Raw genomic sequence first — 17,593 nt, 5'->3', positions numbered from 1 at the left:
CATCCTTATCTCAAGTAGATAATCGCCACAAAGATACGCAAGCAAAATTCTAACCTATGAGTAACCACCCAATCGGATGGTTCGGCGTTTGGTAAAACAGGTCTGCATCCTCAGTTCGAGCGGACGAGCCGCAAAGACACGTTAGCATAATCCTGTTCTCTGTTCACGCCATCAATCGGCTTCCATTTGGTTTGGTCTCAGGGCAAAGGCAAGAGAAGCCTTCTCCAGTCGCACATGCAACAGTTCCAGTCGTACTTTGTCTTCCTGTTGATGGACAGCTAGCAACACTTGTTCTGCCGTCAGCTTGTCAAAAATCTCGCCATATCGGTAGATATGGTCAAATACCGCATTTTGGCATTGTTCCAACGTTGCCAATTGCTTGTAGCAGCTGTCTTCTTGCTCCACGTAACGATAATAGGTCTTCATATTCTCCATGCCGCCACCGCCTATATAATGGCTTGATGAAGCCCGTCGGCTTCAATGCCGCCATATATGTATATCCCTTCGTACATCGGGCGGCGGTCAAGAATACGCTTGACCTGCACTTTTGTAAATCGCTTGCCTTGCTGAGTGGTAAAGCCTTCGTCATTCATTTGACACGCTATCTGAGATAATGACCAATCAGGGAATAATTCCTTTAGTTCAAACAAGCGTTGGACGGCTTGGGCTTCATCGAGATTGATTTCGATTGACTTCTGACCTTTCTTGGCTTTGTATCCAAATGCCGCCCGACCTCCGGCATAACCGCCCTGCTGAGCCTTCTTGTTGCGTCCTCTGCTTAGCTTCATGGAGATTTCCAACCGTTGGTAAGCATCTAGCAGTTCCATCAGTCCATTGATTAGGAAATCTGACGGTTCTTTCTTATAGATGGAGTATGTCGGCTGCTCGATGCTGTTAACATCTACGCCGTATTTCTTCAACTCTCGATGCACTAATACTTTCACGATGTCAGACCGCCATAAGCGGCTCGTATTGAGCACGACAACTGCACCCACATCTTGGGCGGCAATAGCGGCTAACATGCTCTGAAAGCCAATTCTGTCCACCTCAAGGGCTTCTTCGTCAATCTTCGCCCCACTGATTCCTTCATCAGTGAATATGTGAAGTAAGTTCCATCCTTGAGCCTGACAAAACGAATGGATTTCATCTTGTTGGTACGCTAAACTGTAGCCATCCTTGGCTTGTCCGCTTGTTGAAACTCGGATATACCCGATAACATTCATGTCATTTCCTCCCTCACCGTTACGATTATCGAGATTAATGTAACGCTTAGTAGATACAATGTTATTATATATCCACTAAGCGATACAATCAATCACTTTTACTACAGCGGCTTAAGTCGTATAATGAGATAAATGTCACTGTTCGGAGGTTCGTCATGCCTGTCGTAGTAAAACTCAAGGAAATACTTGCTGAAAAAAATATGTCCCAACGGGAACTCGCCCGACTTACAGGGCTGAGACCAAATACAATCAGCCATCTATGCTCAAATGAAGTTGATAGAGTGCATCTCAGCACATTTGAAGTCATCTGTAAAACGCTCAATATCGAACTCACTGACCTTATTGTTATGGAGGTTGAATAGGGCATGTTGCCCAACGAGCAGATGGAAGCGGTGACGAAAATCTTTACGATTTGTTTTCCGTAAAGTCTTCATCTTATCTCCAAGAATCCCGAGTCCCCCGAAATTGCAGACCGCCGCATGGCGTGTCTGCCAATCTCTCTTTCTTTTCATCTCTCTAACTTCATCTCTTTAAGTTCTTCTTATTCTGAGACGATTTACAACTCCCTCGAAGGTGATTTTAGATGAAGCCGACAGGGATAATGAGCTACCCCGTAGCTGAATTTCACCTTCGAGAGCCGTAATTATTGTCCTTGAGTAGTCGGGTCTTCTTCATCCTCGGAATTTAGGTACTCGTCCCAATCGCATTCGTCTCCGTCCTCAAAGCCAATGCTTTTCAGATAAAGGTCAAGATACTTGCAGAAGTCCGAATAAATCGGCAACGATACCTCAACGCCTTTTTCCTCCCCACAGCTTCATTCGGATTTCTACTAACAGTTCCGACACGATGTCATACACCAAGTCAGGATACGGCACGTCAGATGCATGGGGAGAACGGTAGGCTTCTCGCAAGTCTCTCGCATGTAAGGCGTACTTCTCGCTATGGATAACATCCGCAGTGACGGATTGAATCAGCGATTTCTTCACGTACTTCGGTTGATAATATCGTAAGAAGTAATGAGCCGCTTCGGAATAGGCAATGTAGGCGTTACTCTCCAAGTCGTGAATCCTGTAGCGGTTGACACGCCCCCTCCTTCTCACCGTCTTTATAAAGCCTTTCTCCTCCAACGAAGTTACAGCCGACTTGACTGTAGACTCGCTAATGCCCAAGTTACTTGCTATCGTTTCTTGGGAGGGGAACGCTTCCTCGTTCTCGCCTAAATGACTCAATATATCCAGTAGTACGCCGCGTTCATTCATGCTCAGTGCATAGCATTTCCGTATCATATGCGGATACGGGATGTAATAGCGATTGGGTTGGAATGGGCAACGAAAGTCATAATCCTCATGCGCTGCCCACTTTATTAATCGTTGTTGAATACTCTCCGGCATATCGCCCCTCCTCACCTTTGACTTGTCGTAATAGCATCAGAAAGGCGGCTAGCCTAGCGTTACCTTTCCTTTTTATGTCAACTGGTCGTCACCAGATTGTTTCTTGCACGGTAAACATCGGAGCATATAGCTAGATCGTTGCGAAGAATTTCTAAATTCCTCTTACTATCAATAGTCGACTTATGTCTAATTAAAGTTGCGGAAGGGTATTTCACTTGGAAAAACCGTAAGATAACGAAGGTAAGGAATTTGCTCTGTAACATGGAGGCATCTATAGATTTTCACGAGGTTGAATAAGAGGGCGACAATACAAATAGGGTATACGAATTAAAGCATACTGCTGTACGTACAGTCATTTCGGAGAAAAATCATACGCAGTCGATATGCCTTAAGTACTTTCGGGACATACCGCCCGATTCATTCGGCACTGGGTGGGGGTTCAGTCAATTGAACAAAAAGAAAACACATGGAATTGTTATACATAAATAAACCCCACTCGTTAGATGGTGTCTAACAAATGGGGTGCATTTCATTATCATGTGGTATAGAAAAGCTTATAGCGATGTAGATTGGTCAATTGCATTCATTAAAGCACAATATAACGTACCTGGCACTATCTGCTGTCCTAGCATTATTCGCTTGTCCTTAAGGGAAACGAAGCCTGTTTTTTCTCTCCTAGTTGGAGTTACAAAGTAACCCTCGTTGATTCTCCAACTAAAATCTATGAATTTCCTTCCTTTTACTGCTTTAGTGTAACCTTGCAATCCTAAACACTTCTCAAGCGGCGTTGACCCAACTTCCTCTGGAGTTAACGCACACCAGTTGTTCATCATTTGCAGCAATATTGTCTCTACATTATTCTCCTCGTAGGGAAAACTTAATTGCTCTACCATATCAATTTCTTTTATCATTCCTCCCCATTTATCTATCAAACCATTCGCAATTACAATTAAATTATTAGTTTTATCCACATAAATAGAGACTCGTTTAAATTCCATCTCTCATCACCTCACTCGATTATTTGAATTATCACTGTAATTCCCTTTGCGGCAGCATCATTTATTGCAATTGTGATTTGTTGCGCTTGTGCTGCTGATTGTTTAACCGGGGGTAAAGCCAATTCGAGAACTCTTTGGGTATTATTATCCACATTAACCACAATGCCACCCCATGTAGTATCGTCAAATCCAACCACATCATTAACATATTCCATAACCTTATTATAAATTGCACCATCTTTTTGATAAGATTTTAGTGTAAAATCCAATGACTTTATACTAGTAACACTTTTTGCAATACCATTGGCTCCATTCACAAACTTATCAATAGTCGGAAAAGCATTTCCCATACCACCTAAAGCTACCTCAATTCCAAATCCCCTCGGTTTTATCCCTAATGCCCAGTAACCTGTCCTTGCTGCAGTAAAAGCCTCTGCTGAGTAATACGCCATCTCTGTTCCTTTCACAACAGTAGATGACACACCAACTACACTGCTCATCCATCCAAATTCCGGTCCGAGCCCACCGAGTCCAATTAAAACATCAGCGCAGCCAAACCATGTGCAAAATTCCTTACCTGCTTGTACTGTTGCTTTGACTCCAGTTACAACGGCATCTGCTGCTGCTTTTGCCGCGTCCTTAGTGCCCTCCCAAGCTGCCTCACAATATTTTTTCCCTAACCAACTAGTGAAACAATGTCCTGAAGGGTCCGAGTATATTAAAGGATTGTTCGCAGTATACGTATAAAGATTCAACGTCAGCGGATTCGTAATATCCCCTTCATACGTATCCTCATTAACAAACCGTCCAATACTCGGATCATACCATCTCGCTCTTAGGTACTGTAGTCCCGTCGTCGTATCCTGCATCTCACCGGAATACTTAAACGGTTGAGCAACGGTTTCGTTCATTGATGCGATGTTGCCGAACACATCATAACTGTACGTGTTCAGTCGAGTTATGCCATCCGCATCCATCAAGTCTGTAACATCACCATGACCGTTATGGACATAGTAGGCTTTGCCTTGACTATCCTCTCTTGCTACTAGTCCGCGTCCGCGAACGTATCTGGCCTTGAAGGCAGCCGTTGTGCCGGTCACGGTCGCTTCCGCAATGATCTGGTCGCCGTCCCAATAATAGCGGGTTGTCTGTCCGTTCTCCGTCCGTTCCCACAGCTGTCCGTCCCCGTTATAGCGATACGACACGCTCGATCCGCTAGCTGTCACAACGCTTGTCAACCGATCTCGCTTATCGAAGGTGGTTTGGCCATCTGGCCTTTCGAATGGGCGGTTCGTCGTCAATCCCGAACGATTGCCCCGATTATCGTAGGTGTAGGTTTCATTGTATTGCGTAGATGTCCGAATCCGGTTCATTTCATCATACTGATAAGAATTCGTCGCATTGTTGGCCGTTATATCCGTAATGTTGCGATTACCGTCATACTTATAGCTGTAGCTGTTTAATAGAGCGCCGTTCGACTTATACTCCGTCAAAGTATCAAGCTTATTACCAACATAAGTATACGATGATTTTACTCCATTTCCCAGATCTACCTGTCTTAATTGAGCAGCTTGTTCATATTGATACTTCGCGTCGTAATCGTTGACCAGATCCGGTGACAACCCCACGGCATCCAGCCTGTTACGGGAATCGTAATGATAATACGTGTTCGCACCGAACGGATCATTCATTGATGAACGATTCCCGTTCACGTCGTAATCGTAAGAGATTTTCTTGCCATCGGGATATTCCAAGGTCGAAAGCGCACCTGTAAACGGCTGATACGAATAGCTCGTCGTTCCCGTCTGATCGGTCATGCTCTTCCGTCGTCCAGCCAGATCATAGGTGAATGAGATTCGCTCTTCCCCGGCGATAGGATTCCAGCTCGCATCGACGATATCTTTGAACATCAAATTGCTTCGGCTGTCGTACGTATACTTGAACCGATTGCCGTTCCGGTCTTTCATTCGGATCAAATTGTTATTGGTATCGTAGTAGTACGATTCAATATTATTTTTGCCGCTCACTGCTGCAACGGTGTTCTGAATCAGCCTTCCCGCTTCGTCATACTTCTTGATCGTCGTCTTATTGTCCGGGAAGGTAATCGTCGTCTGGTTGCCTAGTGCATCGTAATCATACGAGGTGGTCTGCACCGCTCCGTTCACCATGACAGATACACTTCTCAACTGACTAAGCACGTCATAGGCGTAGGTTGTCGTGTTCGATTGAACAGCATTATCCTTAACCGTCAGTACATTGCCCGCGTTGTCATACGTATACGATGATAGAATCGTCGGCTGCTTCCCAGGATTCGTCTCTTCTACCTTCAACACTCTGCCGAGCAAGTCGTAGTACTCTTTCTGAACATTGCCTTTCGAATCGGTGCTCGTCTTAGTATTGGCAATGTCATTCATAACGGTAGAATTCGTATCAAGGTCCGGGAACGTCACGGAACGCTGTCTGCTCCATTGATCGTATCCGTAGTTCGTCCGGTTTCCCGTCGCGTCTTCCGTCCACAGCACGTTGCCTTTCGCATCGTATCCATACTTCGCTTTGGCCTTATATTTGCCGTCCTCCGTGATGCCGGCGTCCGTCTTCCATCCGACGGGATTCCATTTGGTCACCGATTTCACGCCCGTCTGATCTGTAGCAACCATTTGGTTCAAATAATCCAAGTATTCGATCGACATGAAGCTGTTGTCTGCAAGATGTGTCACTCTCGTCACTCGTCCCGCATTATCGTATCCATATTGGATGCCGGATTGACCGTCCTTGTATTGCTGGAGCTGTCCCATTGTCGAAGCATACGTATATTCTCTTACGATAGTTGACGCATTCCCTTCAATATCATGGACGACCGTCGATGTCTTGGTCGGAAACGCGTTCTTATACGCTGCTGAATATTCGATAAGGGTGGTAGAGTCGCCCGACGAACCGTTTGCATAACGGATCTGGCCGACGTTACCGGTTGTTGCATCGATATTCTCGTAATTCGTTTCTCGCAGAGGATTACCCGTTGGACCAGAAGAAGTGCCTGCATACAGCTGCTCCTTGATAACGGCCCCTAACGAATTCCTTGTATACTGGGTATATTGCCATTGCTGGGCGCCATTGATAGGCTTTGCAACGGTCTGCAATAAATGAGTCGTTGGATCAAATGTATTGCGTGTCATTGTTCCCATAGGATCAGTGGTGGAGATGATATTGCCATAATCGTCATACATGGCAGATGTTGTTGTAATAGAGGTAGCCGTAGAACCTGACTCCGATCGCGTTACCTTCGTATTCGTAGGTACCGGCCATTTCCGTGCACGATCATACGTATAGTCCGTTTGGTTCGTATAAGTCTTGCCTTCAGCGGTCGCAGTCGAAACAATCGCGGTGTTGTAAAATACAGGTGAGTGCGTGGCGTCGATATAATCTTTGAAGTTCGTAAAAGTAGTATCGATGGCTCCATCGTTAATCCGAACCGTGAACGTAATGTCCGCGTTATTCGAGCTTCCAATATCGCCGGTCGGATATGAGATGTCCTTATGATTAACGTGTTGAATGGAGTTGTCCGACAAAGTGAATTGTTCTTCCCGCGATTTGACCCGGTAGACTTGATTGACGGCATTATCCGAGATGTACCGCGTAGTCGGGGTATCTTCATACGCATATACGGTCTTCGCCCCTGTCGGATAAGTAACGCCGGATATCAAAGCATAGGGGTTATCCGTATCGGCTGTTGTACCAAGCAAACTGAACTTTGCATTCTTAATACTGTAATCATACGTCGTCGCACGGCCGAGCTCGTCAACGACTTGGCTCAACAATTCCTTGCCATTGTAATTTGCTTTATAGTATTTGACCGTTCTGGTACCCGAAGTCAGAACAACAGAGGTTTGATTATAGGCTATGTTGATGCTATTGCCGATTGCATCCGATACATTCGTTAGTACGGATCCATAGATAGCATGGTTCGAATACGAAAACGTAATTTTATTGTTGTAAGCGTCCGAGATCTGAATCAGTTGGCCTTCTGCATTAAAATATTGGTTCATATGTTGGATCGACTTCAGAACATATGCAGAAACAACGGAGTTAACCGTTACACTTGTATCCGGTGCAAAAGTAAGATCGATCCAAGGGTAGCCGACGAGAGCATTGTTCTCATCGATCTTGAATACGCCTGACCCCGCTAAATGCAGAAACTTGGCGGTCTCGTTGATTTCGATGAAAGAGAGGTCCCACCCCCAGCCTTTGCCTATCGGAAACCTTTTCTCTTCCATCGGCTGTTCTGTTGCGTTCTCTCCCCACTTAACGGCCATTTGATCGAACTGCGAAGAACCGCTGTCGTAACTTCTAGATAAAGTGAAAGATAAGCCATTTCGGCCAGGCAAGCTCAGATCTGCGGCACGAAGCGAAAGTCCGCCTGATAAAGTCGATACCGTTTCATTATCCAGTTGAACCGTGAACGGTGCTTCGTCGGGCTTCGTCTTCACATGATTGTAATCGGGGATTGGGCTTTGAACAGCCGCACTCATGAGTGCCATTGCCGGAGTTGCTGCTGCAAAGCTATCCGCGTCCACATCACTTGTTACTTGACTTTTGGCTTCTTGGGAACGGTTAACCGCATGCGGCTTAACTTTCACCAAACTCACTTCAAGCGATTCACCGGAAGCCTTCATCCGATTTAACGCTTTTTCAATATCGTCCAATGTATAGCCTTCATCAAGTTCGGCTTGAATCTCTTCGTTCGTTACACCAAACTGTTCGATCCACATGCTTTTCTTCTTTTCGCTTGCTGCATCAACGGATTGTGACGGGGCGTTCATCTCGGATGATGGCTCGGCGCTTACGGTACGATCGTCAACTGGTACATATGCCACCAAGAATGAACAGATGATCAAATATAGGAACGCTTTCGTTACAACATTCTTCAACGTAGATCCTCCTCTTATTCAAACAGAGACAGCCATGAATAGCGTGATGACTGCCTCTAGTGCGAAGCAATTTGCAACGATTATGGTGTTGTCACGGTCGTCTTCGAGGTCGTATTGCCGTTGCTGTCGTATTGGTAAGTCGTATTAAATTTCATTGTCGCAGGTGCGAGGGTGAAATTATAAGCTGCGGTCGTGCTAAAACTGCCGCCAACGCTAACGATTTTAATATAATAGGTGCTGCCTGCTTTCACATCGAACAGTTCGTTCTCCTGAATCGCAGTTCCTTGGACCCCGGCCGTAATAAGCTTCATCGACGAATCGTAAATGTACACGTCATAGTTCAAGCCGCTTGGCACATTCAGGATAAGTCTATCGATTTCGTTGGACGTAGCTGTAAATTTAAAGAAATCGACATCCGTAGCGCTGTTAACAAGCGAACTATAGGATTGATTGTAGGTGATGGCGAATGCCTGTGCGTTCGTATCGTTCGGCTCGAATGCATTCGAGAGAACCAGATTGCTGCGTATCGCCGCAGTCGCCCACTCCAAGCCGTCGTATGCCGTCACTTTAAAGCTCCATGTGCCGCTAGCCAATGCTGGCGTCGTATAAGTAGTGGCGTTGCCGTTCAATACGCCGGAGTTAAACCCGACCGTTGCCCAGTTATCTCGGCTGCCTGTCACTTGATATTTGGACTGTGCTTGACTATTGGCATCTGAATAGGTCCAGGTAAATGTCAAAATGTTATCCGACAGCTGTTGTCCGTTGGTATAAGAAGTAACCGCCACAACCGGAAGTGCATTGACTTTGATATAATACAAGGATGTGTACGCCGAAATAGCGCCTGCCCGGTCTTTCGTCCTTATTTTCCAGTTATAGGTTGTATCCCTCGTTAGCGTTCCAGATGGAACCGTATACGTACTCAACGATGACGTTACCCAGCCTGTATCCTTGACCACCGTAGTACCGTTATAGATCACGATCTGATAAGCGGATTGAGTATCTCCTGCGTCCGAATCAGCAAAATTCCATTTGAGTATCGGGGATCCGATTACGATTGTTGCCGAAGCGGATGCCGTGTTGCCGGGACTGAGGCCAGTAGGTTTACTTGGCGCAATATTATGCTTGATGGTGAATGGCGCATCCGATTGATCCCAAGGACCGTAATTGGTGCCATCGAATGCTCGGACGCGAATGAGGCTGTTCGTAGAAGCGGTCTTGGAAGTAAAATCATAGGAGAGTTGGGTTTGCGATGCTGCGGTTAAAGCGGCCAGATCCGTCCAGTTCATCCCGCCGTCTTGCGACAGCTGGGCTTGGTATTTCAACTGCGACTGTACCGTATCCGGGTCACTCGCTGAATTCCACGTGATGTTGTACAGGGCGTCGACCACTTCTCCGCCATTCGGATAGAGGACTTGTGGGGATACCGGTTTTTGCTCGTAAGTGATGGTGAGTTTAGGGGCGTGGTCAGGCCAATTGTTGTTGTAGAATGTGAAATAGAAATCTGAATAACTCATCATTCTGAGACCATAATTCGTCCATGTTCCATTCACCCAATTCGTGACGGCCGATTTGATATCGAAATCAAATTGTTGCCCAGATCTTGTCATGAGAGGAATAACTGTTTCCGAGACTAACTCATTAATTCCAGGAGTTGTGTTCCAGGTAATCGCTTCATTCCAGTATGAGGTGACTCGGTGCAAATTAATATAGCCATTTCCCGGTTTCGTAAAGTTATCATAAGTAGTTATCAAATTAAGTTTCGCATCTAAAATAGTTGAATCACTTGGGATACTTGATAAGTCGAATTGTATAAACGAATCAATTCTACAATAACAGTCAAATGGACTTCCGACCCAAAGTTCAGTTCTACCATAAATCCGAGAGTCAGGGGAATTAGCCATTACATACGTATCTTGTGTCTCGTTTGCAATTTGCACAGTCGGGTCAATAATGACGGGGAATGCCACACCTGCTGCGTCGATATTCAAATCGATGAAGGAAGCGCCGTTCTCCTGCCGCATCGTCTGAGCAACCTCAATGACTTTGCCGTTGTTATCTTTTGCCCATGCAGGCAACAGGTTTAGATGTTGAATCGACTGTAGAGCACTGTTTGTTTGCATTTGAAAAGAGAACGTGGTTGGCGAATTCGGAGAATTCAAAACAATGCTTTCTTTTATGCCATCATTCTGGACATCCAGCCGAACATCCGTATCTGTCCATACGTTGGAGTAAAATACCGAATTATTGCTGGCGATACCTTTGGACTTCGAAGCGCCTACTGGGATGAAAGCCATCGTTTCCCCGCTTTTCGAGATCGAATATCCCTTCTGAATGTTCTTTGGAATCGACACATCATACGGAACACGAAGCGCCCGGTAATTCGTATCGGATTTATCAAGGGACTTCAATTTTCGATTTTCTTTATTCTTTTTTACGATACTCTTGAAATCTGCAGCCGAATCCGCAGATACTGAACCCTGATCCGGTATCAGATCTAGATCAGCCTCGTCTGTAAGTGACGTATCAATATCTTGAAACGCTCCATTCTCGTCCGTATAGTGCACATCGTTGGAGGAGATGACCGCTTTATATGAACCGTCCGACATCAGGTAGTGTTTCGTATGACTTGTTCTTTTCTTAATGTTCTCTCCTACTACGGTTCTGTTCTTCTCGTTCAACTGCGCAGCAACTTCCGACTTGATATTCGAATTAATTGGGTTAGATGGGACTTGTACTAAACCATCCGTACCCTTTATCTCGTAGGTATCTGAAACAACAGTCTCGTCGTTAGTCAAAAGCGGATCAACTATTGTTCCTTCACTAGTATCTGCTGCAAGCACAGGTTCATAGTCAGACGCCTCAACTCCCGTTAAAGGGAGTACAGTCAGCAACATTAACACACTTAGGAATGTACAAAACCTTCTCATCAACTTAATCTCTCCTATTCCTTATTCGTTTTCTTCTAGACACGGTTTGTTTGACTTTGACTCTCTCTATCCCCCTTTCAGCACTCGTACCAACAACTTCTCAATTATGGATAATTTTGATAAATATGAAAAGAGGTGCAAATAGACGAATGCTGTCGATTGCTGTGCCCTTCATCTCAATTACACAAAAAAACCGGCGGCCCTCTCGGGCTCACCGGTGTTAAGTTCTTTCACTCCATCTTAATCTCGCTGCTGCGCGTGCTAATTTTCGCAAGCCTGCACAATGTGCAGGAATGGAGATTGTATGTGATCCAACAAAAAACCAAGCCTGCAATAAATGCAGGCTTTTGATTCAAATCAACTCCATGCAGACAGATTACGAGAATATAACTGCACTTTATGCAGACATTATGCTCAAACTGCGCTCAGTCCATCAAATGGCTGCACTTTTTACAGTAATCATCCATCTCCCTACAGGCATCATCCGTCACTCAAGCAAATAATCATCCATCACACTCTCAGCAAGAAGTGAAGCGTTCAGTAACTCCACACCTGTGCCCAGGTCCATTACCACCGAGCGCGCTATCAATCTTCCCTGCTTAACTCAACTCTTCCCCCTGCGTCACAACCGCCTCATATGCCGTGTCGTACACGAGCTTACCGATTGCGGCGCCGACGGTTGTCGCCGTGCCGGCGTATTCATGCACAGCTCCGTATGCCGAATTGCCGCTTACGCCGAGAACGATTGCATCGGTCGTCGTGCCCGTCGCGATGAGGCCGTTGTCCGGGTCGCGCAAGCCGACGTCCTGGAGTGCTGCTGCTTTGGCTTCGACAGCGGTCATGAGTGCGTTGACCATGGCGGCGTCCGACAATTGGCCGTCAAACAGCAGGAACGTGTTTATCGTACCCGGCCGCCACGCTTCATACACCGTTCGCTCACTGCCAGCCCGGGCCGCATTGCCCGTGCCAGCCGTCGTCAAACAGATGAGCTTGAACCGGTCGTCCCTATACTCCGATACGGATGCATGCGTCAGCTTGGCCGCTGTCATTAGGACAACCGATCGATCCCCATCTAACCCCCACTGCCCCAGCCGGTCCAAAATTTCTGTATTCGGATCGTCGTTGTTATACGAAAGCGGAACTTTCCAATTGACGAACCGGTCAGCGCTCGCCATGCCGCCACCGTATACCGCACTGCTGATGGTTCGCAGCATACCGGGAGCGTCTATCGTGATGCGTTCCCTATCGTCTGAAAATACTGCACGGACGCCGGGCCAGCATGTGCTTTCATAGTTGTTTGACTTTCGAAATGGCTGCACGCTCCCGCTCACCTTTCCAAATAAGAAGTCATTTGACTGACGTTATAACTTTCATTTGCACTTGCTCTTGCTCTTGCTCTTGCTCTTGCTCTTGCTCTTGCTCTTGCTCTTACACTCACACTTACACTCACACTTCCACTCACTCGCCCAAGCACGCAGTCATTACAGCCATCAGCTGTTCGTTCTGCTCTCTCAGCTTCACAGCCACTCGTATGAAACGCCCATTCAGCCCTTCAAAATGCGAAGCATCACGAATCAGCACGCCTCGCGCGCCCATTCGCCGCTGAAGTTCTGCCGCGTCCGCCTCAAGGCTGTCCGGCAGATTAACGAGCAAGTAGTTCGTCACACTGTCGAACACCTTGCAGCCAAGGCTCGTTAACGCCTCCGCCAGCCGAGGTCGCTCCTCGGCAAGCCATGCCCGCGTGCGCTCGGCATACGCCGCATCGTCCAGTACCGCTTCGCCGATCCATTGCGCAAGCGAGTTCACGCTCCATTGCGTCTGCAAGCTGCGCATCGCCAGGATCGTCTCCGTGGAACCGACCGCATAGCCGAGGCGGATGCCGGGAATCGCATAAAACTTCGTCATCGACCGAATGACAAGCAGGTTCGGCCGGTCCGCCGCTTCGCGTATCAATGTACGGTCCTCATCATCCGGCATAAAATCAAGAAAGGCTTCGTCAATCACGACGAAGGCGCCTGTATCCAGCAGCTTCAACACCAGACCGCGATCCACCGTCATTCCTGTCGGATTGTTCGGCGAACCAAGCAGCCATAGTCCCGGCCGCTCTTGCTGTGCCGCTTCCATGACCCGCTGCTCCGATAAACGGAACGTCTCTTCCTCCAGAAGCGGTACGCGAATGATCGGACCGGAGGCGAACTTGTCCGCCGCTTCGGCATACTCTCCGAATCCCGGCACTGCTAAGCCGACGCCGCCAGTCGGCTTAGCGGCTCGAACGGCCAGCTCGATCAGTTCCGCTGCACCGTTGCCGCACAGGATCTGATCCTCGCCAATGCCGTGCCGCTGCGCGAGCTTGCTTCGCAGACCGCGAACCGCAGGATCCGGATACCGGTCAAGCTCCTGCCATCTCGTCTCCATAACAAAACGGACCGCGTCCGGCGGTCCGAAAGGATTCATATTCGAGCTGAAATCGAGAAACCGGTCGGCTGGAATGCCATACAACCCCGCCGCCGTAACCAAATCTCCGCCATGTCCGTAACGTTCCAGCATTCTGTCTCCTCCTCAAGATAGGTATGTATAGTGCTGGATCATAAGTTATAACGTCCATATTTTACATAATACACATAATGCCACGAGGCAAGCCGCCTCTGCCGCTTCGTTCATCGCGCCGTACGTATCGCCGGTCAATCCGCCAAGCTTGCGGTTGAACCATACGGCGAGCAGCGTGCCAACAAGAGCTGCCGACGCCGCGATGACCATGACGGCAATACAGCCCCTCAACTCATCATAGCCTATTACACCAATCGCTGCGATCGAGACGAAACTTGCAACGACAGCAGCACCTACGGCATGCTTCGGTCCAGCTGCGCGGAACATCGCTCCCATACCGCCTTCTCTTGCGCCAGGCCAAATGACGATTGCTGCCGTCATCCACCAGCGGCTCCATACCGGCCCAAGTGCAAGCAGCATCCATACGAAGGCACTGTCCGCCCGCTCGAACAACGCCGCAAGAGCGGCGAACTTCACGAGCAGGAGCAACACTCCCGCGATGACGCCCATCGCGCCGACGCGGCTGTCTTTCATAATGTCGAGCATTTGCTCGCGCGGCCTGCCGCTAAGCACGCCGTCTGCCGTATCCATCCAGCCGTCCAGATGCAGGCCGCCCGTCAGGGCGATCCACCAGCCCAGCGTCAACGCAGCCGCAAGCAAAGGCATGTCCAGCATATGAAGCAGCGACGAAGCCCCTGCCGTAAGCAAGCCGATCACGAGTCCAGCCATAGGAAAAGACAATAAACTGGTCGCTAACGTCGGCGGGTCGAACGGCACTTGGACCGGCAGCGGAACTCTCGTCAGCAGTTGAATGGCCGCCGCCAGACCGTTCAAGCCTCTCCTTATCGTACGACCAACCATAACGTGAGCACTCCTATTCCCGTCAGCAAGCAAGTAACGTATAACAGCCTAACCGTCTTCAAAATATCTTCCGCCGTTAGCGGACGCAACGGCCAGCCGAGCCGGGCCCGTTCGCTTTCCTGTCCGAAATAGCGGTTCATCCCGCCGAGTTCGATGCCGAGCGCACCGGCCGTAGCCGACTCGGGGATGCCGCTGTTCGGGCTCGGATGACGGCCAGCGAATACGAACACCGCACGAACCGCACGCCGAGCCGACATGCCGCGCAGCAGCAGCGCTGCCAGCGGCATGACCGCTGCGCTGAGCCTCGCAGGTATATAGTTCAACACATCGTCGAGCCGTGCTGAGCACCAGCCGAACAAACGGTATTTCTCGTTGCGGTAGCCAACCATCGAATCGAGCGTATTCGCCGCCCGGTATGCCATTGCGAGAGGCGCTCCGCCTAGCAGTGCGAACAGCAGCGGCGACAGAAACGCATCGACCGTATTTTCCGCGACGGTCTCGACTGCAGCTCTTGCCGCCTCCGGCTCGCTCAACTGATCTGTATCCCGGCTGACGATATATCCGGTATACTTGCGAGCATCAGCCAAGTTGCCCGCAACAAGCGGACGGTAGACGAGCATCGCCGCATCCTTCAGCCCTTTCACAGCGATCGTCGTCGAGATGAACCAGACGCTGACGGCATAGCCGAGCCAACGATGAACCGCATCTGCCGCAATAACGATAACCGTCATGACGGCATAGGCCGTCAATACAGTCACGACCGTCAACACGACGCCGCGCAGACGAAGGCGACGGCCGGACGATTCGACGCCGCCGGATTCGGTTCGATACAGTTTCCGTTCCAGCCACTTAATCAGTTGTCCGATTCGTATGACCGGATGAGTCGGCCATCTCGGATCCCCGACGATCAGATCGACGAGAATCGCAGCCGCCCCCATCAAGAGCAGCTCCGGCCAGCTGTAGATCCATCCGATCATAGCTCGTCCAACGATACGGCAATCCGGCTCAAGTCAACCGGTATGCCGCTGACGACGAGATAAGTCCGCTCGCATCTCTCGGCCAGCATACGGTTCAATCGTCCTGCCGCATCGCGGAACGTCCTACCGAGCGGATACGCCGGCACAATGCCGCTGCCGACCTCGTTCGTCACGAGCAGCAGCGGATAGCGGTAAGCCGCTACCGCTTGAACCAGCCGGTCGATTTCGTCCTCCAGCTTCTCGATCGGTTCATCCTCATAAGCAAGCAAATGATTCGTCAGCCACAGCGTCAGACAATCGACGAGAACAACCGCTGGCTCACAGTCCGCACCTGCCTCATCGAATTTCCTCCCCAGGTCGTCCAGCAAAGCGGCCAACTGCTTCGGCTCCTCGACCGTTTCCCATAGGAAACCGGATGACTCGCGCTGCTGCCGGTGGCGGTGAACCCGCTCCCTCATTTCGTCGTCTTGGATCGTCGAAGTCGCAATATATATACCTCGGCCCGCTAGACGCGATGCGTATCGCTCCGCGAACGAGCTTTTGCCGCTGCGCGCGCCTCCTGTAATCAAATAAGCCATTATGCCGTGCGCCTCCTGTTGTCTAGCCTAGCTTCGCGATACACCAGCGCTGTCGAACGTCGCCATTTCCTTCATAATACGCTGAGCCGCTTCAACCAGATGGAGGCACAACGCCGCGCCTGTGCCTTCGCCGAGCCGCATCTCCATATGGATGACCGGCGATAGTCCGATCTCTTTCAGCAATTGGCCGTGCGCGAATTCCTCCGACAAGTGCGATCCGATCATATAGGAAACCGAATCAGGCGACAGCTTCGCAGCGACCAATGCCGCAGCCGACGAAATAAACCCGTCAATTACGACCGGACAACGTTTCGCCGCCGCGCCGATAATGACGCCTGCGAGACCGGCAATTTCGAGTCCGCCTACCTTCGCCACCACTTCGAACGGATCTTCCGGATTCGGATTATTCGTCTCGATCGCACGGCGGATTACTCCGATTTTATGTGCTAGCCGTTCATCATTAATACCCGTGCCTCGGCCAACCGTATTTTCCAGCGGACATCCGGTCAGTACTGTCATGACAGCCGAGCTCGCCGTCGTATTGCCGATGCCCATCTCGCCGGTCGCGAACAGTCTATACCCTTTGCTATACAGCTCTTCGACCAGTTCGATGCCGACGAGCATCGCGCGTACGGTCGTCGCATGATCCATCGCGGGACCCTTCGCCATATTGTTCGTGCCATGCATCAGCTTGCGTTTGTACAGATCGGGATGGTCCAGCTCTGCATTGACACCGATATCGACACAGCATACGTCGGCTCCGGCTTGCCTTGCCAATACGTTAACCGCCGCGCCGCCGGACAGGAAGTTCATTACCATCTGCGGCGTCACTTCCGCTGGGAACGCACTGATTCCTTCCTCGCAGACGCCGTGATCGGCAGCCATGACGATAATGGCCTTCTTCGAAAGATCCGGTTGGATGACCCCCGTAATGCCTGCCACTTGGCGGGCAATGGACTCAAGCTTGCCAAGACTGCCCGGCGGTTTGGTCAGATTGGCCAAATGGCTGTCCGCCATCTGCATCGCTTGCTCGTCCAGAGGCCGGACGCGTCCGATCCTATTGGCGAGCGACAAACAATTCTCGTTACTGATTGTCATTTCATAACTTCCTTTCTTTTCACCACGTGAAAAAACGGACGAAGACGTCCAGCTTCTCCGTCTTCTCC

The 17,593-nt window shown here is 49.4% G+C and carries 13 protein-coding genes; 1 reads left to right on the top strand and 12 read right to left on the bottom strand.

The window, feature by feature from the left end:
* Nucleotides 1-171 precede the first annotated feature (171 nt).
* Together PKO01S_RS12815 and PKO01S_RS12810 are read right to left on the bottom strand one after the other, a co-directional pair.
* On the bottom strand, nt 172-435 hold the full coding sequence (locus PKO01S_RS12815) for a hypothetical protein (RefSeq protein WP_127531741.1): 264 nt from the start codon (nt 433-435) through the stop codon (nt 172-174).
* A gap of 11 nt (nt 436-446) precedes the next feature.
* The gene (locus PKO01S_RS12810; RefSeq protein ID WP_127531740.1) at nt 447-1,223 is read right to left on the bottom strand and encodes a recombinase family protein; all 777 of its coding nucleotides are present in this window, start codon (nt 1,221-1,223) and stop codon (nt 447-449) included.
* A 155-nt stretch (nt 1,224-1,378) separates the two neighbouring features.
* On the opposite strand from PKO01S_RS12810, the gene PKO01S_RS12805 reads away from it, so the two are divergent.
* Complete coding sequence (locus PKO01S_RS12805; RefSeq protein ID WP_127531739.1) at nt 1,379-1,585, top strand: helix-turn-helix domain-containing protein; 207 nt, start codon at nt 1,379-1,381, stop codon at nt 1,583-1,585.
* A gap of 426 nt (nt 1,586-2,011) precedes the next feature.
* Here PKO01S_RS12805 and PKO01S_RS12800 read toward each other — a convergent pair whose 3' ends face one another.
* The 10 genes from PKO01S_RS12800 to cobT form a co-directional block, all read right to left on the bottom strand.
* Nucleotides 2,012-2,614, bottom strand: coding sequence for a helix-turn-helix domain-containing protein (locus PKO01S_RS12800; RefSeq protein WP_127531738.1), 603 nt, complete (start codon nt 2,612-2,614; stop codon nt 2,012-2,014).
* A 554-nt stretch (nt 2,615-3,168) separates the two neighbouring features.
* Nucleotides 3,169-3,612: a hypothetical protein gene (locus tag PKO01S_RS12795; RefSeq protein ID WP_127531737.1), complete on the bottom strand. Its 444-nt coding sequence runs from the start codon at nt 3,610-3,612 to the stop codon at nt 3,169-3,171.
* A gap of 11 nt (nt 3,613-3,623) precedes the next feature.
* Nucleotides 3,624-8,537 (bottom strand): RHS repeat-associated core domain-containing protein, encoded by a 4,914-nt coding sequence (locus PKO01S_RS12790; protein ID WP_127531736.1) that lies wholly within the window; start codon nt 8,535-8,537, stop codon nt 3,624-3,626.
* A gap of 80 nt (nt 8,538-8,617) precedes the next feature.
* Nucleotides 8,618-11,464, bottom strand: coding sequence for a DNRLRE domain-containing protein (locus PKO01S_RS12785; protein WP_246070556.1), 2,847 nt, complete (start codon nt 11,462-11,464; stop codon nt 8,618-8,620).
* A 599-nt stretch (nt 11,465-12,063) separates the two neighbouring features.
* Nucleotides 12,064-12,783, bottom strand: coding sequence for an adenosylcobinamide amidohydrolase (locus PKO01S_RS12780; RefSeq protein WP_127531734.1), 720 nt, complete (start codon nt 12,781-12,783; stop codon nt 12,064-12,066).
* Between the two features lie 139 nt (nt 12,784-12,922).
* Nucleotides 12,923-14,011, bottom strand: a complete 1,089-nt coding sequence (gene cobD, locus PKO01S_RS12775; protein WP_127531733.1) for a threonine-phosphate decarboxylase CobD — start codon at nt 14,009-14,011, stop codon at nt 12,923-12,925.
* A 45-nt stretch (nt 14,012-14,056) separates the two neighbouring features.
* Nucleotides 14,057-14,872, bottom strand: coding sequence for an adenosylcobinamide-GDP ribazoletransferase (gene cobS, locus PKO01S_RS12770; RefSeq protein WP_127531732.1), 816 nt, complete (start codon nt 14,870-14,872; stop codon nt 14,057-14,059).
* Nucleotides 14,854-15,849 (bottom strand): adenosylcobinamide-phosphate synthase CbiB, encoded by a 996-nt coding sequence (gene cbiB, locus PKO01S_RS12765; RefSeq protein ID WP_127531731.1) that lies wholly within the window; start codon nt 15,847-15,849, stop codon nt 14,854-14,856. The genes cobS and cbiB overlap by 19 nt, the downstream gene beginning before the upstream one ends.
* Nucleotides 15,846-16,427, bottom strand: coding sequence for a bifunctional adenosylcobinamide kinase/adenosylcobinamide-phosphate guanylyltransferase (cobU, locus tag PKO01S_RS12760; RefSeq protein ID WP_127531730.1), 582 nt, complete (start codon nt 16,425-16,427; stop codon nt 15,846-15,848). Before cobU ends, cbiB begins: the two co-directional genes overlap by 4 nt.
* Nucleotides 16,428-16,454: 27 nt before the next feature.
* Nucleotides 16,455-17,525, bottom strand: a complete 1,071-nt coding sequence (gene cobT, locus PKO01S_RS12755) for a nicotinate-nucleotide--dimethylbenzimidazole phosphoribosyltransferase (RefSeq protein WP_127531729.1) — start codon at nt 17,523-17,525, stop codon at nt 16,455-16,457.
* Between the last annotated feature and the right edge of the window lie 68 nt (nt 17,526-17,593).

The sequence above is a fragment of the Paenibacillus kobensis NBRC 15729 genome, assembly GCF_004000825.1.
Taxonomy (GTDB): Bacteria; Bacillota; Bacilli; order Paenibacillales; family Paenibacillaceae; genus Paenibacillus_T; species Paenibacillus_T kobensis.
The sequence above is the reverse complement of the archived record's forward strand: the minus strand, read 5'-3'. Positions and strand labels throughout refer to the sequence as shown.